The organism is Mesorhizobium sp. M0408, assembly GCF_040321495.1.
Lineage (GTDB): Bacteria > Pseudomonadota > Alphaproteobacteria > Rhizobiales > Rhizobiaceae > Mesorhizobium.
Genome location: NZ_JAMYRO010000002.1, coordinates 49,237 through 70,457 on the forward strand (window position 1 = coordinate 49,237; position 21,221 = coordinate 70,457).

The 21,221-nt window shown below is 60.9% G+C and carries 22 protein-coding genes and 4 pseudogenes; 13 read left to right on the forward strand and 13 right to left on the reverse strand.

Annotated elements, in window-relative coordinates:
* Window positions 1-5: 5 nt before the first annotated feature.
* Together NKI67_RS02350 and NKI67_RS02355 are read left to right on the forward strand one after the other, a co-directional pair.
* Window positions 6-215: a hypothetical protein gene (locus NKI67_RS02350; protein ID WP_352621742.1), complete on the forward strand. Its 210-nt coding sequence runs from the start codon at window positions 6-8 to the stop codon at window positions 213-215.
* A 171-nt stretch (window positions 216-386) separates the two neighbouring features.
* Window positions 387-649 (forward strand): annotated as a pseudogene (locus tag NKI67_RS02355) (hypothetical protein).
* Here the strand turns inward: NKI67_RS02355 and NKI67_RS33845 are convergent.
* The 3 genes and pseudogenes from NKI67_RS33845 to NKI67_RS02370 all read right to left on the reverse strand — a co-directional run.
* Window positions 618-1,454 carry a hypothetical protein gene (locus tag NKI67_RS33845; RefSeq protein ID WP_502897604.1) on the reverse strand — a complete coding sequence of 279 codons (837 nt, stop codon included), beginning with the start codon at window positions 1,452-1,454 and terminating at the stop codon, window positions 618-620. The pseudogene NKI67_RS02355 and the gene NKI67_RS33845 overlap by 32 nt on opposite strands.
* A 45-nt stretch (window positions 1,455-1,499) precedes the next feature.
* The gene (locus tag NKI67_RS02365; RefSeq protein WP_352644347.1) at window positions 1,500-1,955 is read right to left on the reverse strand and encodes a Ros/MucR family transcriptional regulator; all 456 of its coding nucleotides are present in this window, start codon (window positions 1,953-1,955) and stop codon (window positions 1,500-1,502) included.
* 167 nt (window positions 1,956-2,122) lie between these two features.
* A pseudogene (locus NKI67_RS02370) lies at window positions 2,123-2,332 on the reverse strand (biotin/lipoyl-containing protein); the annotation flags it as partial.
* 392 nt (window positions 2,333-2,724) lie between these two features.
* On the opposite strand from NKI67_RS02370, the gene tnpA reads away from it, so the two are divergent.
* Window positions 2,725-3,087 (forward strand): IS66-like element accessory protein TnpA, encoded by a 363-nt coding sequence (tnpA, locus tag NKI67_RS02375; RefSeq protein WP_352621733.1) that lies wholly within the window; start codon window positions 2,725-2,727, stop codon window positions 3,085-3,087.
* Between the two features lie 88 nt (window positions 3,088-3,175).
* Here tnpA and NKI67_RS02380 read toward each other — a convergent pair.
* Both NKI67_RS02380 and NKI67_RS02385 read right to left on the reverse strand, forming a co-directional pair.
* A pseudogene (locus tag NKI67_RS02380) lies at window positions 3,176-3,367 on the reverse strand (DUF1007 family protein); the annotation flags it as partial.
* A 135-nt stretch (window positions 3,368-3,502) separates the two neighbouring features.
* Window positions 3,503-4,387 (reverse strand): class I SAM-dependent methyltransferase, encoded by an 885-nt coding sequence (locus NKI67_RS02385; RefSeq protein ID WP_352644349.1) that lies wholly within the window; start codon window positions 4,385-4,387, stop codon window positions 3,503-3,505.
* Between the two features lie 152 nt (window positions 4,388-4,539).
* Here NKI67_RS02385 and NKI67_RS02390 point away from each other — a divergent pair, with 152 nt between their 5' ends.
* On the forward strand, window positions 4,540-5,121 hold the full coding sequence (locus NKI67_RS02390) for a TetR/AcrR family transcriptional regulator (protein ID WP_352644351.1): 582 nt from the start codon (window positions 4,540-4,542) through the stop codon (window positions 5,119-5,121).
* On the opposite strand, the gene NKI67_RS02395 is transcribed toward NKI67_RS02390, so the two are convergent.
* The 4 genes and pseudogenes from NKI67_RS02395 to NKI67_RS02410 form a co-directional block, all read right to left on the reverse strand.
* Window positions 5,122-5,628 carry a hypothetical protein gene (locus tag NKI67_RS02395; RefSeq protein ID WP_352644353.1) on the reverse strand — a complete coding sequence of 169 codons (507 nt, stop codon included), beginning with the start codon at window positions 5,626-5,628 and terminating at the stop codon, window positions 5,122-5,124.
* A 160-nt stretch (window positions 5,629-5,788) separates the two neighbouring features.
* Window positions 5,789-6,954, reverse strand: a pseudogene (locus NKI67_RS02400) (MFS transporter).
* A 155-nt stretch (window positions 6,955-7,109) separates the two neighbouring features.
* Entirely contained in the window at window positions 7,110-8,522 is a 1,413-nt protein-coding gene (gene chrA / locus NKI67_RS02405) for a chromate efflux transporter (protein ID WP_352644500.1), read from the reverse strand.
* A gap of 17 nt (window positions 8,523-8,539) precedes the next feature.
* Window positions 8,540-9,517 (reverse strand): chromate resistance protein ChrB domain-containing protein, encoded by a 978-nt coding sequence (locus tag NKI67_RS02410; protein WP_352644355.1) that lies wholly within the window; start codon window positions 9,515-9,517, stop codon window positions 8,540-8,542.
* Between the two features lie 112 nt (window positions 9,518-9,629).
* Between NKI67_RS02410 and NKI67_RS02415 the strand changes: the two genes are divergently transcribed.
* The 4 genes from NKI67_RS02415 (at window position 9,630) to NKI67_RS02430 (ending at window position 12,996) form a co-directional block, all read left to right on the forward strand.
* Window positions 9,630-10,604, forward strand: a complete 975-nt coding sequence (locus NKI67_RS02415; RefSeq protein ID WP_352644357.1) for a Fe-Mn family superoxide dismutase — start codon at window positions 9,630-9,632, stop codon at window positions 10,602-10,604.
* Entirely contained in the window at window positions 10,601-11,041 is a 441-nt protein-coding gene (locus tag NKI67_RS02420; RefSeq protein WP_352644359.1) for a chromate resistance protein ChrB domain-containing protein, read from the forward strand. Before NKI67_RS02415 ends, NKI67_RS02420 begins: the two co-directional genes overlap by 4 nt.
* Window positions 11,042-11,110: 69 nt before the next feature.
* The gene (locus NKI67_RS02425) at window positions 11,111-11,998 is read left to right on the forward strand and encodes a DUF1259 domain-containing protein (RefSeq protein ID WP_352644361.1); all 888 of its coding nucleotides are present in this window, start codon (window positions 11,111-11,113) and stop codon (window positions 11,996-11,998) included.
* Window positions 11,999-12,222: 224 nt separating this feature from the next.
* Window positions 12,223-12,996: a sulfite exporter TauE/SafE family protein gene (locus tag NKI67_RS02430; RefSeq protein ID WP_352644502.1), complete on the forward strand. Its 774-nt coding sequence runs from the start codon at window positions 12,223-12,225 to the stop codon at window positions 12,994-12,996.
* A gap of 211 nt (window positions 12,997-13,207) precedes the next feature.
* Here the strand turns inward: NKI67_RS02430 and NKI67_RS02435 are convergent, their stop codons facing one another.
* The 4 genes from NKI67_RS02435 to NKI67_RS02450 form a co-directional block, all read right to left on the reverse strand.
* Window positions 13,208-13,642, reverse strand: a complete 435-nt coding sequence (locus NKI67_RS02435; RefSeq protein WP_352644363.1) for a YqaA family protein — start codon at window positions 13,640-13,642, stop codon at window positions 13,208-13,210.
* A 24-nt stretch (window positions 13,643-13,666) separates the two neighbouring features.
* Complete coding sequence (locus tag NKI67_RS02440; RefSeq protein WP_352644365.1) at window positions 13,667-15,001, reverse strand: cation diffusion facilitator family transporter; 1,335 nt, start codon at window positions 14,999-15,001, stop codon at window positions 13,667-13,669.
* Window positions 15,002-15,011: 10 nt separating this feature from the next.
* On the reverse strand, window positions 15,012-15,293 hold the full coding sequence (locus NKI67_RS02445; protein WP_352622689.1) for a metal-sensing transcriptional repressor: 282 nt from the start codon (window positions 15,291-15,293) through the stop codon (window positions 15,012-15,014).
* A gap of 142 nt (window positions 15,294-15,435) precedes the next feature.
* Window positions 15,436-16,506 carry an NAD/NADP octopine/nopaline dehydrogenase family protein gene (locus NKI67_RS02450; protein WP_352644367.1) on the reverse strand — a complete coding sequence of 357 codons (1,071 nt, stop codon included), beginning with the start codon at window positions 16,504-16,506 and terminating at the stop codon, window positions 15,436-15,438.
* 319 nt (window positions 16,507-16,825) lie between these two features.
* Between NKI67_RS02450 and NKI67_RS02455 the strand changes: the two genes are divergently transcribed.
* From NKI67_RS02455 to NKI67_RS02475, 5 genes are all read left to right on the forward strand, one after another.
* Window positions 16,826-17,797, forward strand: coding sequence for a LysR family transcriptional regulator (locus NKI67_RS02455; RefSeq protein WP_352644369.1), 972 nt, complete (start codon window positions 16,826-16,828; stop codon window positions 17,795-17,797).
* Window positions 17,794-19,263, forward strand: a complete 1,470-nt coding sequence (locus NKI67_RS02460) for an NAD(P)-binding domain-containing protein (RefSeq protein ID WP_352644371.1) — start codon at window positions 17,794-17,796, stop codon at window positions 19,261-19,263. The genes NKI67_RS02455 and NKI67_RS02460 overlap by 4 nt, the downstream gene beginning before the upstream one ends.
* A complete protein-coding gene (locus tag NKI67_RS02465; protein ID WP_352644373.1) occupies window positions 19,260-19,742 on the forward strand; it encodes a CMD domain-containing protein in 483 nt (160 codons plus the stop codon). Before NKI67_RS02460 ends, NKI67_RS02465 begins: the two co-directional genes overlap by 4 nt.
* Entirely contained in the window at window positions 19,739-20,305 is a 567-nt protein-coding gene (locus NKI67_RS02470; RefSeq protein ID WP_352644375.1) for a peroxidase-related enzyme, read from the forward strand. The genes NKI67_RS02465 and NKI67_RS02470 overlap by 4 nt, the downstream gene beginning before the upstream one ends.
* Before the next feature lie 168 nt (window positions 20,306-20,473).
* A complete protein-coding gene (locus NKI67_RS02475; protein ID WP_023679366.1) occupies window positions 20,474-21,214 on the forward strand; it encodes an amino acid ABC transporter ATP-binding protein in 741 nt (246 codons plus the stop codon).
* Window positions 21,215-21,221 lie beyond the last annotated feature (7 nt).

Consider the following 21,221-nt stretch of genomic DNA (forward strand, 5'->3'; position numbering starts at 1 on the left):
CCCCGATGAGCATCATGCACCTGGACGCGGCGGCTAAAGCCGAACTGCACTCGGAGGCGGAGAAGCTCATCGCCCGCTACGAGAGTCGCCTGGAGACCGTCAAGGCGCTCATGGCCTACAACTGCGAGCTTGAGACCCAAATACTTACCCTCGCTTACCGACACCCGGAGCTGGTGCAGGTCAGCTACAACGACACGCCACCTGTGTTGGGGTGATCACGGCGGAGGCCAGAGCAAACAGACCATGCAGGACCTTATCACTTTTCTAGAAGTCAACGTGGTGCTGGTGTTGGCGAACCCGGCCGCCTTTGCCACGTTTGCCCTTGCACGCGCACCTCCCGAGTCTCGAACGCGACTCAATCCTCGGTCATGTGATAGGTTCCCGCCATGTCTGATCATATTCTGCCCGGTCAAAAGAAGCCCAAGCTAACCGTCGTCGTGGCGTTCGATCGTGGCGAGGACGGCGAACTGTTTCCGCCTTTGGTCCGGCCGATCAGCAAAGCGAGGAACGCGCCATCCGCACCGGTCAGGCGCTCGCAGGGAAGCACGTTGGCGTAATCGCATGGAGCCGCGACGCCGGCCCGGCTATTGGCGACTATGGCCCGCCGACCGTGCTATTCACCTGCGGTGACGTGCCGGATATGGAGTAAATTCAGCCCGAGATTCCATTTCGCAGTGTTCGGAGAACTCCCCTTCACTGGGTATTTGTGGATCATTTAACGCCGCTATTGGCGATGCGCTCTTCGAAGTCGGGGCCAAGCCCGACGGCTGAAGCACTGGCCAGCGTCGCGGCGGCGGCTTCTGGGCCAAGCGGATGCCTTCTGTTGCTTGCGGACGTTTGATGTGGCGCAAAGGATCAGCAGAAGCTAACATATTTTGTTCTTGGAGGCTGTCGTGCGTACGAAACGTTTCAGAAAGCCCGTCGTCGTTCAACCCGGCCGGATCGATCGCGACAGAGTTGTTGCGTCGGTATCCGACGCGGCCGAAGTTCTGCTGAGGGATTGGCCGAGGCCGGAGGGCAAGTCGCGGCTCGCCGCAATCGAAGCATGCCTTGCCGTAATCCGTGGAGAAAAACCACCAAGGATAGCGCGCCAGGCGTTCATCGCTGCTGCCAAGGAGGCCAGGATACTGCTCGGGGAAGAAATTTAGCTTACCCAGCACCCGTATGGGCATGCCCTTGAAGCACGGAGCGCTGCTGGATTCAGCGGCTTTGTTGCTTTGTGGCATCGAGCAGAGCGTGACGTATCGATGTAGTGCGATTTTATCGATATTATTTGATTGTCTGTCGAGGGCGACGATGTATCGGCTCGACTTGTCGATCGCACGTTGATCGACCTCTCCTGCCCCATCAGGATACGAGGACGTGAAGACGCAAGCCGTGCTGAAGCTTGTGTTGTGGCGTGAGCGGCGCTTACTGAACCGCGAAGCCAGGCAGCTCTTTCCCAGCCAGGCCACCTAGACCATCTAGACCTGACGGCATGGCCCGAACGTCGTGCACTGTCAGGCTTTGGCCTTGCGCTTTGCTGGTGCTTTCCTTGGCGGCGTCTTGGCAACCGCCTTGCGGCCGAGACCGGCAGCTTTGGCAAGCGCAGACCGCTGAGCCGCATAGCTGGGCGCTACCATAGGATAGTCCCACGCCAAACCCCACTTGGCTCTGTACTCATCAGGTGTCATGCCAAGCAAGCCCAGGTGGCGCTTCATCGACTTGAACTTGCGCCCGTTCTCAAGGCTTATGATGTATTCGGGAAAGATCGACTTCTTAGGATTTACCGCGGGCGTAAGTATTGGCGATGGTGCAGCGACCGACTCAGCCAGGCCAGACAACGCAGAATTAACACTGGCGATCAAATTCGGCAGATCCGCCACGGGCGTTGCGTTGCTCTGGACATAGGCTGCGACGATATCTGCTGTCATCCCTAGCAGATCAGCCCTTCGCTGCCCAATTGCTTCATCCATCAAAATCGTTCCGTGTTGATCTCCGGCGTTCCTATTTGGAAAATTCGGCCTGCGCAATTGCAAACAATGATTATTTGACGCTAGATTACTCCAAGGTCGACTGTGCTGGTCATCTCCTGCGCCATGCGTGTGTGTGGCCGATTTCCCTTCAGGTGTAGCACCCTCATTCACCCGAATGCGATCAGCAGATCGTTGGCATTGTCTGGTCGCCGGCCTTGATCTGCACTTCGGCGATGGTGCTGTCGCGCTCGGCATGCAGCGCCGTTCCATCTCATCGCTTCGACCGAAAGAAGCAGATTGCCGGCCTTCATCGCCTGGAGGCCAGCGACCGAGAGCGCCGAGACGACGCCAGGCCTCGGCGCGCCGACACGCGAACACAGCCCAGGATGGCAACGTGCATTCGGGAGATGTCAGGCGTTCAAGCTTTTCGCTTCCTTGGCGGCGCTGAGAAATGCCACGCGGGCAATCTCCGGGGCCCTATCGCCGCCGAGCATGCAGGCCATGGGTGCCTGGATGCGGCGCCCAGTTTCTCCAACGGGCCCATCATAGCTCATTAGGTCAGGCCGGCGTTTACGCGTTCGACTCTACCTTCACCGCGAAAAAGTACCTGTCGATACATGCGATCCAGCCGTCGCCTTGCGGTCATGGAGCAAAATTCAAAATGCACTGTTAGGGTACGCCTCGGGCGAAGGCCGCCTTGCGAGAGGATGGCACGGTAGCGAGGCTGCGCTCTTAAAGTCGTCCTTACGAGCGAAGTTAGCAGCACAGCATGAGCCATGTGACGTTATTGACCGGGCCGGAGCGGCGTCGGCGTTGGAGTGAAGCGGATCAGTGCCGGATATTGGCCGCGGCATTCGCGCCCGGGGCCACAGTGGCGGCGGTGGCGCGTCAGTACGATGTCGCGACCAGCCTGATCTATAAGTGGCGCCGCACGGTGAGAGCCCGCGAGACGGGCTTTGCCGAAGTTGTCGTGGCTCCCGATGAGCCTGTCGCCGTTTCGCGGCCGGCGGCGCCACCAGCGGTGATCGAGCTGGAGGTCGCCGGCAAGGTGCGGCTGCGGATTCCGCTGACCACGCCGCCGACACTGGCGGCGGCGATGGTGAAGGCGCTGGGCGTTTCGCATTCACCATGAATGACGCCTGCATTGCGGCGAGAAGCTCGCCGCGGCGCTTTCTATTGGCGACCGAAATGGTTGCCGAAGGAACCCCAGCAAGATTGGCATCAACGACAAGGTCGGAATTCCTGTCGAATTCCATCAGCACAGTGCTGGAAAAGAGGTCGTCGAAACGCCAGGAATGCCGAAGCGACTTGACCGCCCTGTCTGGACCGGCGGTCAGGTCCAGCTTCGCTTCGGCAAACACATGCGGATGGGCGTTCGCCGCCGCGGCGGAAGCGAGCACGCCGCGCCTGATACCATGCCTGTCAGTCGCATTTTTCGCTCACATTTCGATCGTCGATTCCGGATCAGGCAGGACACCTGCCATTGCAAGCAGGCCGAAATGGGACATACCAGAACAGGTCGTCATGCAACTAGCGTCTGAGCATGATCACGACGCCTGGCCTGGCTGGTCCTTGTTCATCGTTGCGCGAATATAGTTCAGGTTCTTGGTTCCGACGGCGCCGATATCGCTGACCTGGAATCCGCTCTCGGTCAACAGCGAGGCGACCGAATGCATATCGACATGACCATGCTTGTGAAGCCTGGGCAATCTGGATTTGCGCATGGGCCTGCCGAAATCGATGAGCAACAGCCGGCCTGCGGGCTTCAAGACGCGTGCTGCCTCGCGGATGAAGGCCGATCGAACGGGCTTCGGCAGGTGATGCAGCATCAGCGTGCCGACGACGATGTCGAATTGCGCGTCCTGGAAGGGAAGCTGCTGCGCCGTCCCGTTGACGAAAGTCAGATCGAGACCGGACTGCTCGGCCTTGGCGCGCGCCCTCTCAACCATTTCGACCGACGCATCGACGCCGGTGACGCTTCCGTCCGAACCGACCAGCCGCTTCGCGGCAATGGCAAGGGTTCCCGTCCCGCAGGCCACATCGAGCATCGCTTCGCCGGGCTGGAGCTTTGCCAGGCGAAGCATGAGCTCGCGAAAGCGGCCCTCGCGCCCAAAGGTCAGAACGCGCGCAAGCAAGTCATAGGCCGCCGCCCGATGCAGGACGATGCCGATGCCCCTGTCGCTCGCGCTCTGCGCACCGTTGCCGACGAGCCCCCTGTGTCGCAGGCTGCCCCACAGCGCCAATCCCGCGATCGCCGCAAGGACGAGGCCGTGGAATGCCGCCGTCCAGGCGCCGGCCTGAACATAGCCCATGCCCAATTCGGCGAGGACGAGGAAGCCGGCGACCAGCGACAGCTTGGCAAGCAGGGCCAACGCAATCACCCTCTTGCGCGAATGCGGTCCGTTACCGGCGTGATGATCAGATGAGCGCATGTCTGGCGACCTTCTGCTTCATTGCGGCGTGCCCAAACCCGATTTGAGCTCCTGGACTTGGCGTATCATAATGGACACAATGTCTGGAAATGCTGTTGTCGGACACCGGACCGCCGAATGTCCGAAACCGGGCACCGCAGAGGGCCATGGCCATGAAAATCGAACGCGCGGGCGAGCGGAACGCGATCGATCGACGCGTCGCGCGGACGCGCGGCCTGCTGCAGGACGCGCTCATCGCCGTGATCCCGGAGCAGGGATATGCTGCCATCACAGTCGATGACATTTGCCAGCGGGCCAATGTCGGCAGGTCGACCTTCTATACCCACTATGCCGACAAGGATGCTCTGCGCAGCGCGACCATCGAGGCGCATCTGCGGTCGATAGGCCGCAGGCGCGAGGCGGCAAGTCAAGAAACAGGTAGCCGCCTGTTCGAGTTCAGCCTGCCCATGTTCGAGCACGCACATGCATTCCGACCGCTTCACCACGCATTGCTTGCAAGCAGCGGCGATACGATCCACGACGAATTGCGTGAGCGTATCCGGCGAGGCGTCCGGGAAGAACTCGTCGAGAAACGGATCGGCGATCGCGGCATGCCTGCCGAATTCGCCATTCAGTTCATCGCCGGCGCATTTCTTGCGGTCCTCGCCTGGTGGGTCGCCACCGACATGAACCTTTCACCGGCACAAGCAGACGACCTGTTCCAGAGGATGGCCGGAAAAGGCATTGGCGCCTGACTAGTCGTCGGCTATCGAGCTTGCAATGATCGAATCCGATCGCCCCATGTCGACCGGCGATGTCAAATGGACAAGCTGTTTTCGGTTGCCTGCAATCAATACATAAAGTTTGGAGACCTGATCTCCATTCCGGTCCTCGCTGATCTTTTCGGCGTCCGTCCGGGCGAAGAAACGCTGTTCGAATGTCGCGCGGTCGACGTCGAACAGCCTGATGGAGCAGGTCTGCACGGCCTTGCCGCTTAAGGTGGCTTTGGTCACCGCGATCATGGTTCCGGCAGGTAGATCATTGCCAGTCACCGTCCATCCCTGAAAGGCATCCACGTCATCGACTGGAGTAAGCGCTGCGTCACCGGATAGCGGTGTCCATCCACGCGTCTTGGCCACTGCGGCGGTTCGCTCGAAGTCTGGACCATGGGCAAGACAGGTTTCGTGAAAAGCTTCTAGCGCCAGATCGACATTGTCGGCATGCGCCGGCGTCAGGCAGACGCCTGCGAGCGCAAAAGCCAAGAGGGCTTTCCACATATCAGTTCCACCTCGCGCTGAAGAGCGAGCCACCGGTACGATTAAGATGGACCCATTGGTACCCTGGTCAAGCGGTGGCCAAGGCGTCGACCTGCAGAATAACATGGGCGCGCCTCTCATGTTGGCTCGGGCATGCTGCGGGCTACTATGGCCCGTCTCGTCGTTCCTCCGGCGGACGAACCTTGCGGAACATCGCAAGCAGAAGGATGTCGTAGACAATCTTCAAGGCGCCGGCGATGAGCAACGGCCAACCGAAACCGGACATTGCGAGCAGCGAGCCGGCAAGCATCGGGCTGGCGGCTGCCGCGAGGCTGCGCGGGACAGCGGTGACACTCGCGGCTGCGGCCCGCTCACCAGGCGATACCACGGCCATGACGTAGGAGGTGCGGGTCGGCACATCCATCTGCGACAAGGCGCTCCTGATCAGCAGAAGTATGATTACGGGACCGAGGCTCGGCATGAAGGGAATGAGCAAAAGGCAAAGGCTGGATGGCAGGTGCGTGAACACCATCGTGTTCACCAGCCCGATCCGTTTAGAGATTTGTACGGCCACCAGATACGACCCAGCCGAAAGGATACCCGTCAAGAAGAAGATTGTGCCCGTCGCGGCGAGCGATAGGCCGAACCGTTGGAAAAGCCAAAGAGCCAACAATGACTGAACCACGAAACCGCCCGCAAAAGCGTCAAGGCTGAAAAGCGCAGCGAGCGTGAGGACGATGGTTCGGGATTTGCGTAGTGGCTCCGCCGGTACCGCACTCGCATCGAGCGGCTCGTCCGGCAGTTTCCGATAAAGGAGCAGCGCTCCTAGTCCCAGAAAGGCATAAAGCAGGAAGGCGATCTGGAGAGCTTGCTTGATATCCAGGCCGACAACCTGTCGGAGAATGTCAGGGGCTCCGGCCGCAAGAGCACAGACCGCCCCTACAAGTGAGCCGACAAGGCTGTAGCGTGCAAAGAGCGCGGTGCGGTCGCGGTCAGTGACACTATGGGCGAGTTGCGCATGCTCCAGCGGCAAAAACACACTGACGTCGCCAGAGGATGGATTCAGCGTTCCGACGAATGCGACAAGGAGCAGGGCCAGAAATCCTGAACCAACGCGAAGGCGATCCCGGTGGCGACCATCAGGAGGGCAGCTGCGATCAGCAGGGAGCGGCGGGAGAAATGGTGTGCGACAAACCCGACGGTCAAGGTGAGCGCCGCCGAACCCGCGAGCGTCGCTGTCGTGAGAATCCCGATCTTGAAAGCGTTGAAACCAAGTGTGGCCAAATAGGCGGGAAGCAGAAGACTGACGAGTCCGTCGCCGAATGCCCTCAATCCCCTGGAATCAACAGAAGGGCAGCTGCCGGCCTGGCACCGGCAGGCAGCAGCGAAAACCGCTGTTTGACCGCTGGTTCGCGCGAAGCATTCGTCGGCGTCTGGGCTGTCAGGGATGCCTCCTGCCGCAGAGGGGTTTGCGCCCGCGGCACAGCTTAGATCGATCCCGTTGCAACACCATAGAGCACGCCGAGGATCGAGCATGTCGCGAGCACAGGGATCATGCCGATCTTGAAACGGAATACCGCGAGCAGCGCCCCGAGCGTCAGCACCAGAGACTGCAGGTTGATGGAGTTGAACACGGGAACGTCCAGCGTCATGCCAAGCCAGCTGACCTCACGCAGCTCGCTGAACAGGACGTGAAGCGCGAACCACACCGCCAAGTTCAGGACAACACCGACCACTGCTGCCGTGATGGTCGCCAGGGCAGCCGAGAGGGCCTTGTTGCCGCGGAGCGCCTCGATGAAGGGTGCGCCGAGAAAGATCCAGAGGAAGCAAGGCGTAAAGGTAACCCAGGTCGTCAGGAGACCGCCAAGCGTGCCTGCGAGCAGTGGATTGAGGCCAGCCGGCGCACGAAATGCGCCCATGAATCCGACGAACTGGGTGACCATGATCAGCGGGCCGGGTGTCGTCTCGGCCATCCCAAGCCCGTCCAACATCTCACCGGGCTTGAGCCAACCGTAAGTATCGACGGCCTGCTGCGCGACATAAGCGAGGACCGCATAGGCCCCGCCGAACGTGACGACCGCCATCTTGGAAAAGAACAAGGCGATGTCGCTAAACACGTTGCCGGGGCCAACAAACACCAGCAAGCCGACAACGGGTATGAGCCACAGCAGCAGAAACACCGAGGCGATCTTCAGCGCCCAGCCAACGGACGGTCGGGCGTGTGCAGGCACGTCTTCGCCGAGCGCGGTATCGGCATCAGCCACCTGTTTGCCTGTGATCTTGCCGTGTCCATTGCCGGTTAGGAACGGAGCCAGTCTCGCGCGGCCGCCGACAAAGCCGATGACTGCGGCGGCGAGGATGATCAGCGGAAAGGGCACGTGGAAGAAGAAGATGGCCACGAAAGCCGCCGCCGCGAGCCCGATCATAACGTTGTTCTTCAGCGCACGCTTGCCGACGCGGACGACAGCCTCGAGCACGATCGCAAGCACAGCGGCCTTCAGCCCGAAGAACAACGCCTGGATTGCGCCGACATGGCCGAAAAGCGCGTAGATCCAGCTCAGCGCCATGATGGTGATAACACCTGGAAGCACGAAGAGGATGCCCGCCACCAGCCCACCTCTGGTCTTGTGCAGGAGCCAGCCAATATAGATAGCGAGTTGCTGGGCTTCCGGGCCCGGCAGCAGCATGCAGTAGTTCAACGCATGCAGGAACCGCGTCTCACCGATCCACCGCTTTTCCTCGACCAAGATCCGGTGCATGACGGCAATCTGACCAGCCGGGCCGCCGAAGCTCAACGCGGCGACACGCGCCCAAACCCGAGTAGCTTCTCCGAACGAAATGCCGTGGGCGGGTATGCCCGCATGCGGAGCTGTTGCCGAGTCGATACTCTTCACCCTCATCGGCTCGTTCATTTTCTTCACCCTCGTTTCGAGCGGAAATATCGATAGAGGTTGTCGAACACCGAAGCGCCCTCGGCGATCCGTTGCTCGTCTCCCGCATCGGCCATGGCGATCCCGGCGATCAGGCTGGCGATGCCGGTGGTTTCCTCGCGACTGAACTTGGCGTCCTTGAGGTCGATGTCGTGGACAATCTCGGCGATGGCCTGCAGCGCCGGGTCGACTATGCCACTACGATTGAGCAGCACCTCGAAGCTGCAGCGGTCTCCCTCATGGGTGATTTCGCCTTCGAACATGTCGAAGCGCAATTCTCCCTCCTTCGGCGCGTATCCCTTGCCCGCCACGAAGCGGATCGTTGCATCGGCATCGATGAAGCGATGGATGAGCCAGCTGCAGGCGATGCGGTCGACATGCACGTCCCGGCGCGTGACCCAGGTCCGGCCCTTGAGCTCACCCGGCTCGGCCGCCTTCTTCGGTTCGTTGGTCATGGCCTTGTCCTCTATAAGCTGAGCCTCGAGCTCGGCGATCAGTCCCTCGGCGGCGAGCCGCCCGCTGGCGCCGAAGAAGTCGATCGCCACGACTTCGGCGAGCCGCTTGCGCAAGCGGCCGAGTTGCGGACGCGCCTCCGCATGTTTTTCCGATGTCGCGTCGGTCTTGATCGCTGCGGCCAGATCGCGCGCTTCCTCGACGATCTCCGCAAAGTCGGCGTCACGGGCTGCGTCGAACAGCGCGCGGACCTGCACGTCGGACAAACCATCGACGAGGCGCGCCTCGCACATCATCGCCTCGCCGCCGCCAGCGACGATCTCCTTGAGAAGCCATTCGAAATCCTCCTGCATCTCGGCATTGGCCGGCAGGGCGTAAACGGTGCTTTTGACTGCGACCGCGCCGATACCTTGCAAACGTCGCCAGATCTTCACCCGGAAGTAGGCGGGCTTGCTTGGCAGCTGATGGATCAGGAGCAGCCAGCGCTGCTCCTGTGATTGCCCCTCACTCATAAGTGAACCGTATCACGAACAAAGCCAAATGCAACACTTGTATCATATTCGATTCAGGCATAGCGTTCGCCTCCTCACGGATGGGCCGTGCCGCAGAGCGGGGGGGAAACCGATGCCACACCAGATCATGCCGCTGCCGTTCAAGCCGCCTCGGCTCGTCGGCCTCTCCGAGCGGCTGTTGGCAAGCCACTACGAAAACAACTACGGGGCAGCCGTTCGTCGCCTCAACGCCATCGAACAGCGGCTCGACGGGCTCGACTGGGGCGCGGCGCCAGTCTTCGACATCAACGGTCTGAAGCGCGAGGAACTGGTCGCCGCCAATTCAGCGATCCTGCACGAGATCTATTTCGATGGGCTCGGTGGCTCCGGCGATGCCGGAGGCGATCTCGCCACAGCGCTGGAGCGCGACTTCGGCAGCGTGGCCGCCTGGCGCGCCAAGTTCATGGCCTGTGCCAAGGCGCAGGCCGGAGGCTCGGGGTGGACCCTGCTGGTGTGGTCGGAGCGCCGCGATCGGCTGACGATCCAATGGGCGGCGGATCACACCAACTGTCTCGCCGGCGGCATGCCGATCCTTGCGCTCGACATGTACGAGCACGCCTACCACATGGATTTCGGCACCAAGGCCGGCGCCTATGTCGATGCCTTCATGAAGAACATCCATTGGGAACGAGTGGCTGCCCGCCACCGCCGAACCGTCGCGCAGCGTGATCCTTCAACAGGATCGGCATCGGACGACACGGTTCCAGTAATCGCGCCGGAGGAACTGCGGGCGCGCCTCGATCGAGGAGAAGATCTCGTAGTGCTCGACGTCTGCCTCGCCGAGGATCTGGCAAAGCGCAGCGATATGCTGCCAGGGGCCAAGCTGCGAGCACCCGAGAAGATCGCCGATTGGGCGGGTGAACTGCCGAAGGGCAGACCGGTCATCGTCTATTGCGTCTATGGCTTCCAGGTCAGCGGTGATGCCGTTGCCGAACTGCGCCGCCGCGGCGTCGATGCAAGCGCGCTTTCAGGCGGCATTGCCGCCTGGCATGCGATCGGCGCGCCAACTGTCCCTCTGGTGATGAGCGAAGAAAGGATTGCGTCATGAAGTGGGTTACCCGAGAACGTCCGGTCATCGACCGCATCGCCTGCCCCTGGCTGATTGCGCGCTTTATCGACAAGGAACCTGAGTTCCTCTTCGTGCCGCCAGATCAAGTGGTCGGTGTCGCCCAGGAAACGGGCGCGACGCCGTACGACGTGCCTGGCGTCGAATTCACCCATGTCGGCGACGGCTGCAGTTTCGATACCTTCGTTTCGAAATACGGCCTCGAGCGCGACCCGGCGATCGTGACCATTGCCGCGATAGTGCGCGGTGCCGACACGGACCGGCACGATCTCACGCCACAGTCGGCGGGGCTGCTGGCGATCTCCATGGGTTTGCGGGACCTGACGCCTGACGACCACGAGGTGCTGAAGCACGGCTTCGTCATCTATGACGCGCTCTACGCGTGGGCTTCGGGCCGCAGAGCGGAAACGCACAGCTGACCTCCCGCCACGAAGCCAGCAGCCGCATGACGAATTGGGCAATGGGGGCAGATCACAAGGAGAAATCCCATGCATGCAAAACTCGTGACCGGAGCAATGCTGATCGCGATGTCGGCGCTGCTCCAACCGGCATCGGCGGCACCCGATTGGCAAACAATCGCTAAGGCGCTCGGCAAATCCGGAACCGAGACGCCTGATGGCGTCTACCGGGTCGGGCTGCCGCGAACGGACCTGAAGGTTTCGCTCGACGGCGTGGCCCTGAAACCCGGATTTGCGCTTGGAGGCTGGATCGCGTTCGAACCCATGGGAGATCAGGCAATGGTCGTGGGCGACATCGTTCTGACGCAGGACGAGGTGAACCCGGTCATGAAGAAGCTTGAAGAAAGCGGGATCGAGATCACTGCGGTACACAACCACTTGCTGCGCGCGGAGCCGATGACACTCTACATGCACGTCTTCGGCCAGGGCGACCCGGTTACGCTCGCCACAGCGCTTCATGCCGGATTGGCGCTGAGCAAAACACCGATGGGAGGCGGCGCCCAGCCGCAAGCCGCACCACAGATCGAGTTCGACACGGCCGGTGTCGACCAAACCGTCGGTTATAAGGGTAAGGCCAATGGTGCGGTCTACCAGTTCACGATCTCGCGCGCTGAGCCGGTCGAGGAAAATGGAATGGAAGTGCCGGCGGCCATGGGCTCGGCAATAGCGATTAACTTCCAATCGACAGGTGGCGGCAAGGCGGCGATCACGGGTGATTTTGTGCTGACAGCAAAGGAGGTCAATCAGGTTATCAAAGCCATGCAGGACAACGGCATCGAGATCACCGCACTGCATAGCCACATGCTCGATGAGCAACCGCGGCTCTTCTTCATGCATTTCTGGGCGTACGACGATGCGCAGAAGCTGGCGAAAGGACTGCGCGCAGCCCTCGACAAGGTCGCCGTCAAAAAGAGCTAGATTGGGCGTCCGCGCGCGCGTCCAACGGCGGAGTTCGGCCGACTCGGAGGGATCGTCGGCCTTCTTCCCGCCGCCTCGGGAATGGTTCGCTGGCACGGCGTCTTTCTGCCACCAGCATTGCGCCAGAGATCACCTTTCCATCGCACACGAGACTCAAGGGGCGGCCCGGGCTTTTGCGAACCGACGCGTTCGGAACGATCGAAGGCCCGCTTCGTTCTGATCGGATGGACTGGGTTAGACTAGGCCTCCTGGCTTTGGCGGGGTTTCTCACCTGGACGCTGAACACCCTCTCGGCCGGAGGCGGAGGCCTATTGCTGATCCCCGCCGTGACTTTCATCACAGGGAGCGCGGCGGTTGCGCCGGTCATCACCTTGACCGAGCTCATCGGCAATCCCATCCGCGCCCTGGCCTTCCGGCGCGACATCGATTGGAGCCTGGTCCGTTGGTACCTGCCCGGCGCCATCGCCGGTGCCGCGGCGGGCTCCTGGCTCTTCGCCAACAGTCGGGCGGAATGGCTCCAGATACTCATAGGGATCTATCTGATCAGTGCGGTCTGGGAATTTCGCGGCGGCGCGCGCGAGCGGAGCTACCGAGCCCGCCGCTGGTGGTTCCTCCCGGCCGGCCTGATCGTCGCGCTGTTGTCGGCGCTGATGGGCACGGTGGGACCCGTCTTGAATTCGCTCTATCTGAACTACGGTTCGGAGAAGGAGACGTTGGTCGCCACGAAATCGGTGAACTCGTTTGTGACCGATGTCGTCAAGATCGCGGTATTCACCGGACTCGGCGCGCTCGGTGGTCAGGCGGTCATGTACGGCGCAGCCGCGGGTTTGGGCGCTGCGCTTGCCAATCTGCTGGCCAAGCGCTGGCTCGAACGCCTGAGTGGACGACAGTTCCGCGGCCTTGTGGTCGCGCTCATGGCTGTGAGTGGAGCGCTGATGATCTGGAACCAGCACAGCTTCGTTATGCAGGCCTGGCGCGCGGCCACGGGAATGTCTTAACAATGTCGCTGTTGGCTGGAGCGCTGCGCCGTAGCTTGGTTGGCCGGTCGCGCGATGCGCAGAAGCTGGCGAAAGGCCTGCGCGCAGCCCTCGACAAGGTCGCCGTCAAAAAGAGCTAGGCTTCCCGTCCGCGTGCATCAGACGGGGCTCTTGGGCTGGTTCCTTCGAACCAGCCGACCTAACCAGCTCAGCTTCGAGAAGGTTCGCGACGTCAGATCACGCTCAGCGTCACGGCGGCAAGAACAAGATAACGGCCGACCTTGGCGGCAGTGACCAGCAAAAGGAAAACCCGAAAAGGGTCGCACAGGACGCCCGCGACGACAGTCAGGGCATCACCGACAACCGGCAGCCAACTCAGCAGGAGCGACCATTTTCCATAGCGCCGATACCACATTTGCGCGCGGTCGAGTTGCGCGTGGTTCATCGGAAACCACCGTTGGCCCCGAAAGCGCTCGATGCCTCGCCCGAGCCGCCAGTTGATCACCGATCCAAGCACGTTGCCGACGCTCGCGACTCCGATGAGCAGCCAGGGCGAGTAATCCGCAAGCAGCAGCCCGACCAGCACTGCTTCCGATTGCATCGGCAGGATCGTAGCGGCGAGCAAGGCCGCCAGGAACAGACCAGCATAGGCCGCGAGATCGGTCATTGAACCGCATATCCGCCAGTCGACCTAATGATGGTGACCTTCGGGTTCGACCATCTTGAACGGCAGCACCTGTTCGCGATCTTTCGCGGTCAGCACCAGACTTGCCTGGAACTCATGCGGTTCGGCAGGGGCGACGGTGCTCTCAAGGCGGTGATGGTTGTCGCCGACAGGTTCGAGGCGAAGCGTCTCCGGCCCGCCGGGCCGGTCGATGATCACCGTCGCTGCCAGATCGTCGGCGTGGCGATCGATGGTCAGCCGTATCCGCTCGCCGGCCGGTGTGTCGACGATTTCCAACGTCCCCGCAGCCAGACCGCAGGCGACCTTAAAGGGCTCCGGCGCATGATGGTGAGCATGAGAGGTTTCCGCGCCAGTGACGGCCGGCGCGGCCGGGCTCAACAGGCGGACATTGGCTTCCACCAACGCCGGCAAATGGGCGAACAACTCCTGCTTGAGGGCATCGGTTACGCCCAGCACGTCCTTGGCCGTCGCCATCTCCGGAACACTGATGGCGACGTCGGCATGCAGGCGATGTCCGATCCAGCGTGCCTGCACGCTTTCAACGCGCCCGATGGCCGACACATGCTCGGCGGCATGATGGATTTCGTCGATGATGGCGGGCTCGACACCATCGAGCATGCGCGTCAACACGGCTTTCGACGACTGCCAGACGATGGCGAAGATCGCCACGGTGATCAGCAGTCCTATGATCGGATCGGCAAGCGGAAAGCCCAGCCATACGCCAATAGCGCCCAGCACGACCGCCAAACTGGTAAAGCCGTCGGTGCGAGCATGGTAGCCGTCCGCGATCAGCGCAGCGCTGTTGATCTCTCGCCCGACGCGGATACGAAATACGGCGACCGCTTCATTGCCGATGAAGCCTATGAGGCCGGCGATGGCGACCCAGCCGAGAAATGCGATGGGACGCGGATTGATCAGCCTGTCGATCGCCTCATAGCCAGCGACGATGGCACTGAAGAGGATGATGAGAACGATGACGATCCCGGCCAGATCCTCGACCCGGCCCAGGCCATAGGTGAACGTCTTGCTCGGTTTGCGGCGGGCCAGCACGAACGCGATCCACAGCGGAATAGCAGTAACCGCGTCGCCGACATTGTGGATCGTGTCGGCCAGCAGCGCCACGCTGCCGGAGAGGAACACTACCACGAGCTGAAGCCCTGCCGTAATGGCCAGAACGACGAATGACCATTTGATCGCCCAGATGCCGCGCGTTGTCGTGGCGATCGTCGGATCGATGACGCCGTGTGTGTGGCCATGGCCGCCATCACCGTGATCATGTCCGTGGCCGCCCATGCCATGCGTCATCGGGCCAAACCCGAACCAATCGCGAACTTTGTCCATCTGGCGCTTCTCACAGGTACTTGGTGATGTCCTTGAACTCGTCGATCGAGCGGCGCTGCTCGCGCGCCAGCGGCCCGACGACGTCTTCAAGGCAATGGTTGAGATGATCCTGGATCAGGGTCTTCTTGGCTTGCGAAATGGCCTTCTCGACAGCATGAAGCTGCTGGGCAAGGTCGAGGCAGGGCCGACCCGCTTCGATCATTTCGATGACGCCCTTGAGATGTCCGTCGGCCCGTTTCAGGCGCTTGACGATATCGGGGTGGGTTTCGTGGACGTGAGATTGCTGGCTCATATCTTAATACTATCCTCCTGGAGGGGATATGACAAGCCTCAGAGCGGCCTCGATTCTGGTTTAAGCAACAACCATTCGTTAGGATTTGGAGAATAGTCGCCGCTCATGCCGAATCGGATCAGCGGCGCAGCTCTTTGTCTCGTCAAAATCCCTTACGGCAAAGGTTTTCAATATCCGCTTTTGCCAGTCCTTCGATGCCGAGTGCTGGAAGGATATTGTTGTCTCTCTTGAGATCGCGACCATAGGCTGCCGAGAATATGTTGATTCCAGACTCATGGAGGATCGCTGGATTTCCACTGATCTTCCCCAAAAGTACCGTCGGTAGCAGCCCGAAAGGAACGTCCTCGAGAACATAGCGGCTTTCGATAGTTGACGGGCCGAAGCCGCCGCGGCCTTGGCGATCCATCTCCTGGTTCATTTCCGAAACGGTGCCAATGGGGACGTGAAACGACAATGAAAAATGCTCTTCAACTGTGCGCACGGCAATTCCAAAATGGGCGGCGATCGCCAATCGTTCGGCGTCCAGAGCCTCGACAAAGCGTCCGACGGCCGGCGTGACGTTTCCACCCTGGCTCCACTGCTCGGCCTTCTCCATGCGTGTGAGATTGAGAAGGGCAATCCCCAGATGGTTCTGCGGATTGAGGTTGCTGAGCGCGATCGCAAGCAGGCCGTCGCGCTTGACGAAACGATCGCCGAACAGGGCCGTACAAAGCTCGAATCCTTGGTCCAGCGCATCGAAAGGCAGCGTCGCAACATCAAGCTTCTGGCGAACGGTGACAACATCGATTTCAGTCGGTCCGAGCTGGCGGCCGGTCACGAGCGTTGTGCCCCAGACGACGATCGGCAGGCTGACCTTGCGCTTTGCCAGTTGCTTGGAGAGATACAGCGCCCCGAAAGAACTATGCGAGCTGATGATGACCGGTACACCCTCGCTCAGATAAGGAGTGGCAGCATCCATCACCATCTTGTGGCCGTAAGCCGGCAGCGCGATCATCACCACGTCCGCATTGGCAATGGCATCTTTACAATCCTTGGCGATACGCACCGACACCGTTGCCTCGATAGCGCCCGTAGCCGTTAGCGATTCGCCGGTGGCCAGTGCCTTGGTGCGCTCTCCCGACGGCGACCAAAGCATTGGATCGTGCCCCGCCTCCGCCAAGTAGGCAGCAAGGCCGTAAGCAATTGCGCCGGCCCCCAGAATACTCACCCTCATAGGATTTCTCCTGTTCCAGTCTTTATGTATCGCAGCGCGGCGACCGCCATTGCATGCACGCCCAGCAGGCAGGCACAACTCGATCGAAACCTATCGCTTCCTTGAGCCTGGCTACCCATGAAATCGTCATCCATGGGGTTCAGCTGGAACGCGTTCGAGCCACACGGCCGAGACGGCCGGCGACGCTCTGTGGGCTTGCGAATCATTCCGACCGTACGGCGAATCACCGAGGCGTCTCCGGCCATATTATTTCCGCCTTGACATATATCAAATCCGCATGAGACGATCTTATTCATACACAACGCGCATGTAGGCGTAAATGGAAACACGAGATCTACAGGCCTTTCTTGCTGTTGCTGCCAGTGGCAGCATCACCAAGGCTGCCGAGATGCTCGGGTGTTCCCAGCCTTCGGTGACACGCACCATTCAGGATCTCGAGGCGGAGCTCGGCTTCGAATTGCTGCACCGTGTCGGTCGGCGGGTGCAGTTGTCCGAGGAGGGTGTGGCCTTCGAGGAGGAGGCGCGGCGCTTGCTGATGTCCTTCACCGAGCTAGCGGCGCGGGCCAAGATGATTGCCGCCGGCAAAGGTCGGATTCTGCAAATCGTTGCGACCTCTGCGATCGGAACTGGCTTGATCCCGACGGCTATGGCCGAGCTCAACGGTGTCGAGCTTCCAGACGAGACGCATCTCGGGCAGTTTCTCCCCTCGATCGTCGCGCAGGAAGTGCGCAGCGGACGTGCCGAGATCGGGTTTTCGAGCCTGCCGCTCGATACGCCCGGTCTGGATGTCCTGAGGCTCTATTCGGCGCCTGATGTTGCTGCCGTGCGGGAGGACGATCCGCTGGCTGAACTTGACGTCATACCGCTTTCCGCTTTTGCCGGTCGCCGCGTCGCCACATTGCTCAACCCCCTACGTTTCCAGTTGCATGTCTCCAAGGCATTGGCGGCCAGGGGCATCGACACCGGGCCAGTGATCCGGACGAATACAGCATATGGCGCGTTGCAGATCGTTCGGCGGACTGGCGTTGCGGCTGTCATCGATCCTCTCACCGCCTATGGCGTGGCCTTGCCCGGGGTCGTCATTCGCCCGATCGACGTGACCGTTCTTTTCTATTGGGGCGTTGTGGCTGCCGAGAAACGCCCCCTCCGTCCAGTCGCGCAGGCGTTGATGGATGCGGTCGAGGCGGTGGCTGAACGGTCGATCGTCGGCTTCAAGAAACTAGATCCGACCCTCGCTGGCGAATTGGTGAACGATCCTGCATCCGGCACAAATCACGGAACGGGAATATGAAGCATACCCCCGCCGCGCCAACGTCGACAGGTCTTGCTGCGCTCGAAGCACAGTTCGCGCAGGATCTCGACTTTCTCGAACTGCCCGCCAAGCCATGGGTTCCCGCGCGTTCGCGCGATGGCGTGCCGGTCCGTGATGTCGTGGTGATCGGCGCCGGCATGTGCGGACTTGCTGCCACGGCAAAGCTGGTACTGACCGGGATAACCAATGTCGTGGCCTATGATGCGGCTAGGGCCGGGCTCGAAGGACCATGGGTAACGTTTGCCCGCATGCAAACGCTCCGGTCGCCGAAAACCCTGCACGGTCCGTCGCTTGGCCTGCCGCAATTGACGTTCCGCGCCTGGTTCACGGCGCAATGGGGCGTTGAGGCCTGGCGGTCGCTGGACAAAATCCCCAAGGGCCAGTGGATGGACTACCTGGTCTGGTACCGCAAGGTTCTCGGTCTGCCGGTGCGCAACAGCGTGCGCATGACCGGACTGGCACCCGTTGGAGATCTGATTGCGATCGATGTCGAGGGCGCGGAAACCGGCCAGGTCCTCACCCGTCGTCTCGTTCTGGCCACCGGTCGGTCCGGTTTGGGCGGTTTTGCCGTGCCCGATTTCCTCAGCGGCATCGATCGTGCCTATTGGGCCCATTCTGCCGACGACATCGATTTCGATGCGCTGAAAGGCAAGCGCGTGGCGGTGATCGGTGCCGGTGCCTCTTCCATGGATAATGCCGCAACGGCACTCGAGGCGGGAGTCGGCTCTGTTGACATGTTGATCCGGCGCAAGGAAATGCCGCGCATCAACAAGCTGACCGGCATTGGCAGCCCGGGTGTTGTACTCGGCATGCATCACTTGCCCGATGCCTGGAAGTGGAAATTCTTCGATTATACCGCCTCGACCCAGACACCGCCGCCGCGTTCATCGACACTCCGCGTGTCTCGCCACCCCAATGCTCGGTTCCTTCTTGACTGCGGCATAGTTGCGGTGAAGGAGGAAGCAGGGACCCTGCTGGTGGAAACCACGCAGGGGCCGATTCGCTACGACTTCCTGATCGCGGCAACCGGCTTTTCAAATGACTTCAGCGGCCGCCCGGAATTTGCGGCGATCGCCCCACATATCCGCACCTGGTCGGATGGCCGATATAGGCCGGATATGGGGCCGGCTCGTGCAGGCATGTCGGACGCGCCGGATCTCGGTCCGGCCTTCGAGTTTCGCGAACGCGTCCCCGGCTCCTGCCCGATGCTGGCGCATATCCACTGCTTCAACGACGCCGCCATGCTGACCCATGGCAAGGTCTCTGGCGATATCCCGGCCGTCAGCGCCGGGGCCGACCGTCTCGTCCGCGGCATTGCCGCATCGCTGTTTGCCGAGGATGTCGAAACCCACTTCGCCAATCTGATCGCCTACGACACGCCCGAACTTCTGGGCGACGAATGGGTCGATTCAACACCCTTGCTGCAGAAGGAGGCCGCGTTGTGATCGACGCGATGGACAAGGCTGCCGGCCTTTCACCGGATGATACCCTTTTCGCCGTAAGGCGGTTTCGGCCCGAATTCGTGCAGGGGGCGGAAGAATGTCGCCTATCGGTGCTGCAGCCGGCAAACCATCAGGGGCTGGCGCCGAATTTGCGTGTTGCTCTTGCCCGTCGCATGGCCGCCCTGAACGCCGATCCGGCCCTGGTGGCCGAATATGATGTGCAGCTGGCTCAGCTTGGTCCGACCGAGCAGCTTCTGGCCTTGGCCCACGGCCAAACGGATTTGATTGAACCCCTGGCGACCATCGTCCGTCATGTTGACCTGATCACCCTGACGCCGAAAAAGGCGGAAGCGAGCCATATCGCTCTCCTGGAGAAGGCTGGATTGAACAATCCTCAGATAGTCGCGCTCTCCGAGCTGATCGCCTTCATCAACTTCCAGACACGGGTGGCGACCGGCTTGCGCCTGATGAGGTCGGCATGATTTCCTCGGTGCGCCTGAAGCCGCTGAACTGGCAGCCATACATCGCGCCGGTCGAGCTATCCGAGGCCACGCCGGAACAGCTCGATGCGATGAAGGTTACACCCTCCGCCAAGAAAGTTTCGGAATATGTACGGACCCTTGTGCATGATCCGGAAAGCTATCTTGCCCGCACCATCTTGTTCAACGCGATCATGTACGTCGAGGGTGGGCTCGCCCGTCCCGATCGCGAGCTTGGCGCCTTGGGCGCCTCGATGGTCAATGGTTGCAAATTCTGTGCCGTTGTTCACGCCCGCCGACATGCGGAGTTGACCAAGAGCGACGATGTGGTCACCGCGCTGTACCTCGACGAACCCGAAAAGCTTGGGCCGCGCGATGCGGCAATCTACAGCTTTGCCCGCCGGCTGTCGGCGGCGCCTTCGGAAGCGACCGCAGACGATATCGCCACGCTGCGATCCGTCGGCATGAATGATGCCGAGATCATCGACCTTATCCACGCCATCTCGATCTTCGGCTGGGCAAACCGGCTGATGCACGTTCTCGGCCATGCGGAGACCGGGAAATGACATTGCGTATCATCACCACGCCCAGGCGTCTCCAATCAGAGCCAGCTGAACTGGTGGCTCATAAGGATAAGAGGGAACCAATGCAGATGAGTTCTTGGCTGCTCCGCAATCATCCAGCTGTTCTGGCTGTTTGTCCCTCCTCTAGGAAATGAAGGACACCAATCAGAAATGCTCGAACTCAAAGATATAAAACTGTCCTACGGAAGCACGCAGGTCCTGAACGGCGTTAATCTTTCGGTGAAACGCGGAGATGTGGTGTCGATTATCGGGCCTAGCGGCACCGGTAAGACCACGCTGCTGAAGTGCATCAACTACCTGGCCAAGCCGTCATCCGGGACCATCGGGTTCGATCAGATCCAGATGGATTACCAGCATGCCGACAAGACCGCGGTCCAGGCGATACGGTTGCGAACAGCCATGGTCTTCCAGCAGTTCAACGTCTTCAAGAACATGACGGTGATTCAGAACGTTATGGATCCGCTCGTTGTGGTGCAGCGCAAATCCAGGGAAGAAGCGCAGGAAATCGCCCAACGGGAGCTTGAGCGGGTTGGCCTCTCCTCGAAGCGAGACAGCTACCCATCCCAGCTCTCGGGCGGTCAGCTCCAGCGTACCGGTATTGCACGTGCGTTGGCAGTTCGTCCGGATGTGATCCTCTTCGACGAGCCCACGTCATCGCTGGATCCTGAACTTGTTGGCGAAGTTCTGAAGGTGATTAGAGACGTCACGTCCTCTGGCATCACTTCGCTGCTTGTGACCCACGAGATGCAATTTGCAAAAAGCATCTCAAACCGCATCGTCTTCATGGATCGGGGCGTCGTTGCCGCCGATGGCAGTCCGGCTGAGATCTTCGATGCACCTTCCAGCCCAAGACTTGCTCAATTCCTGCAGTCAGAACTCGCATTTCAATAGTCCAACA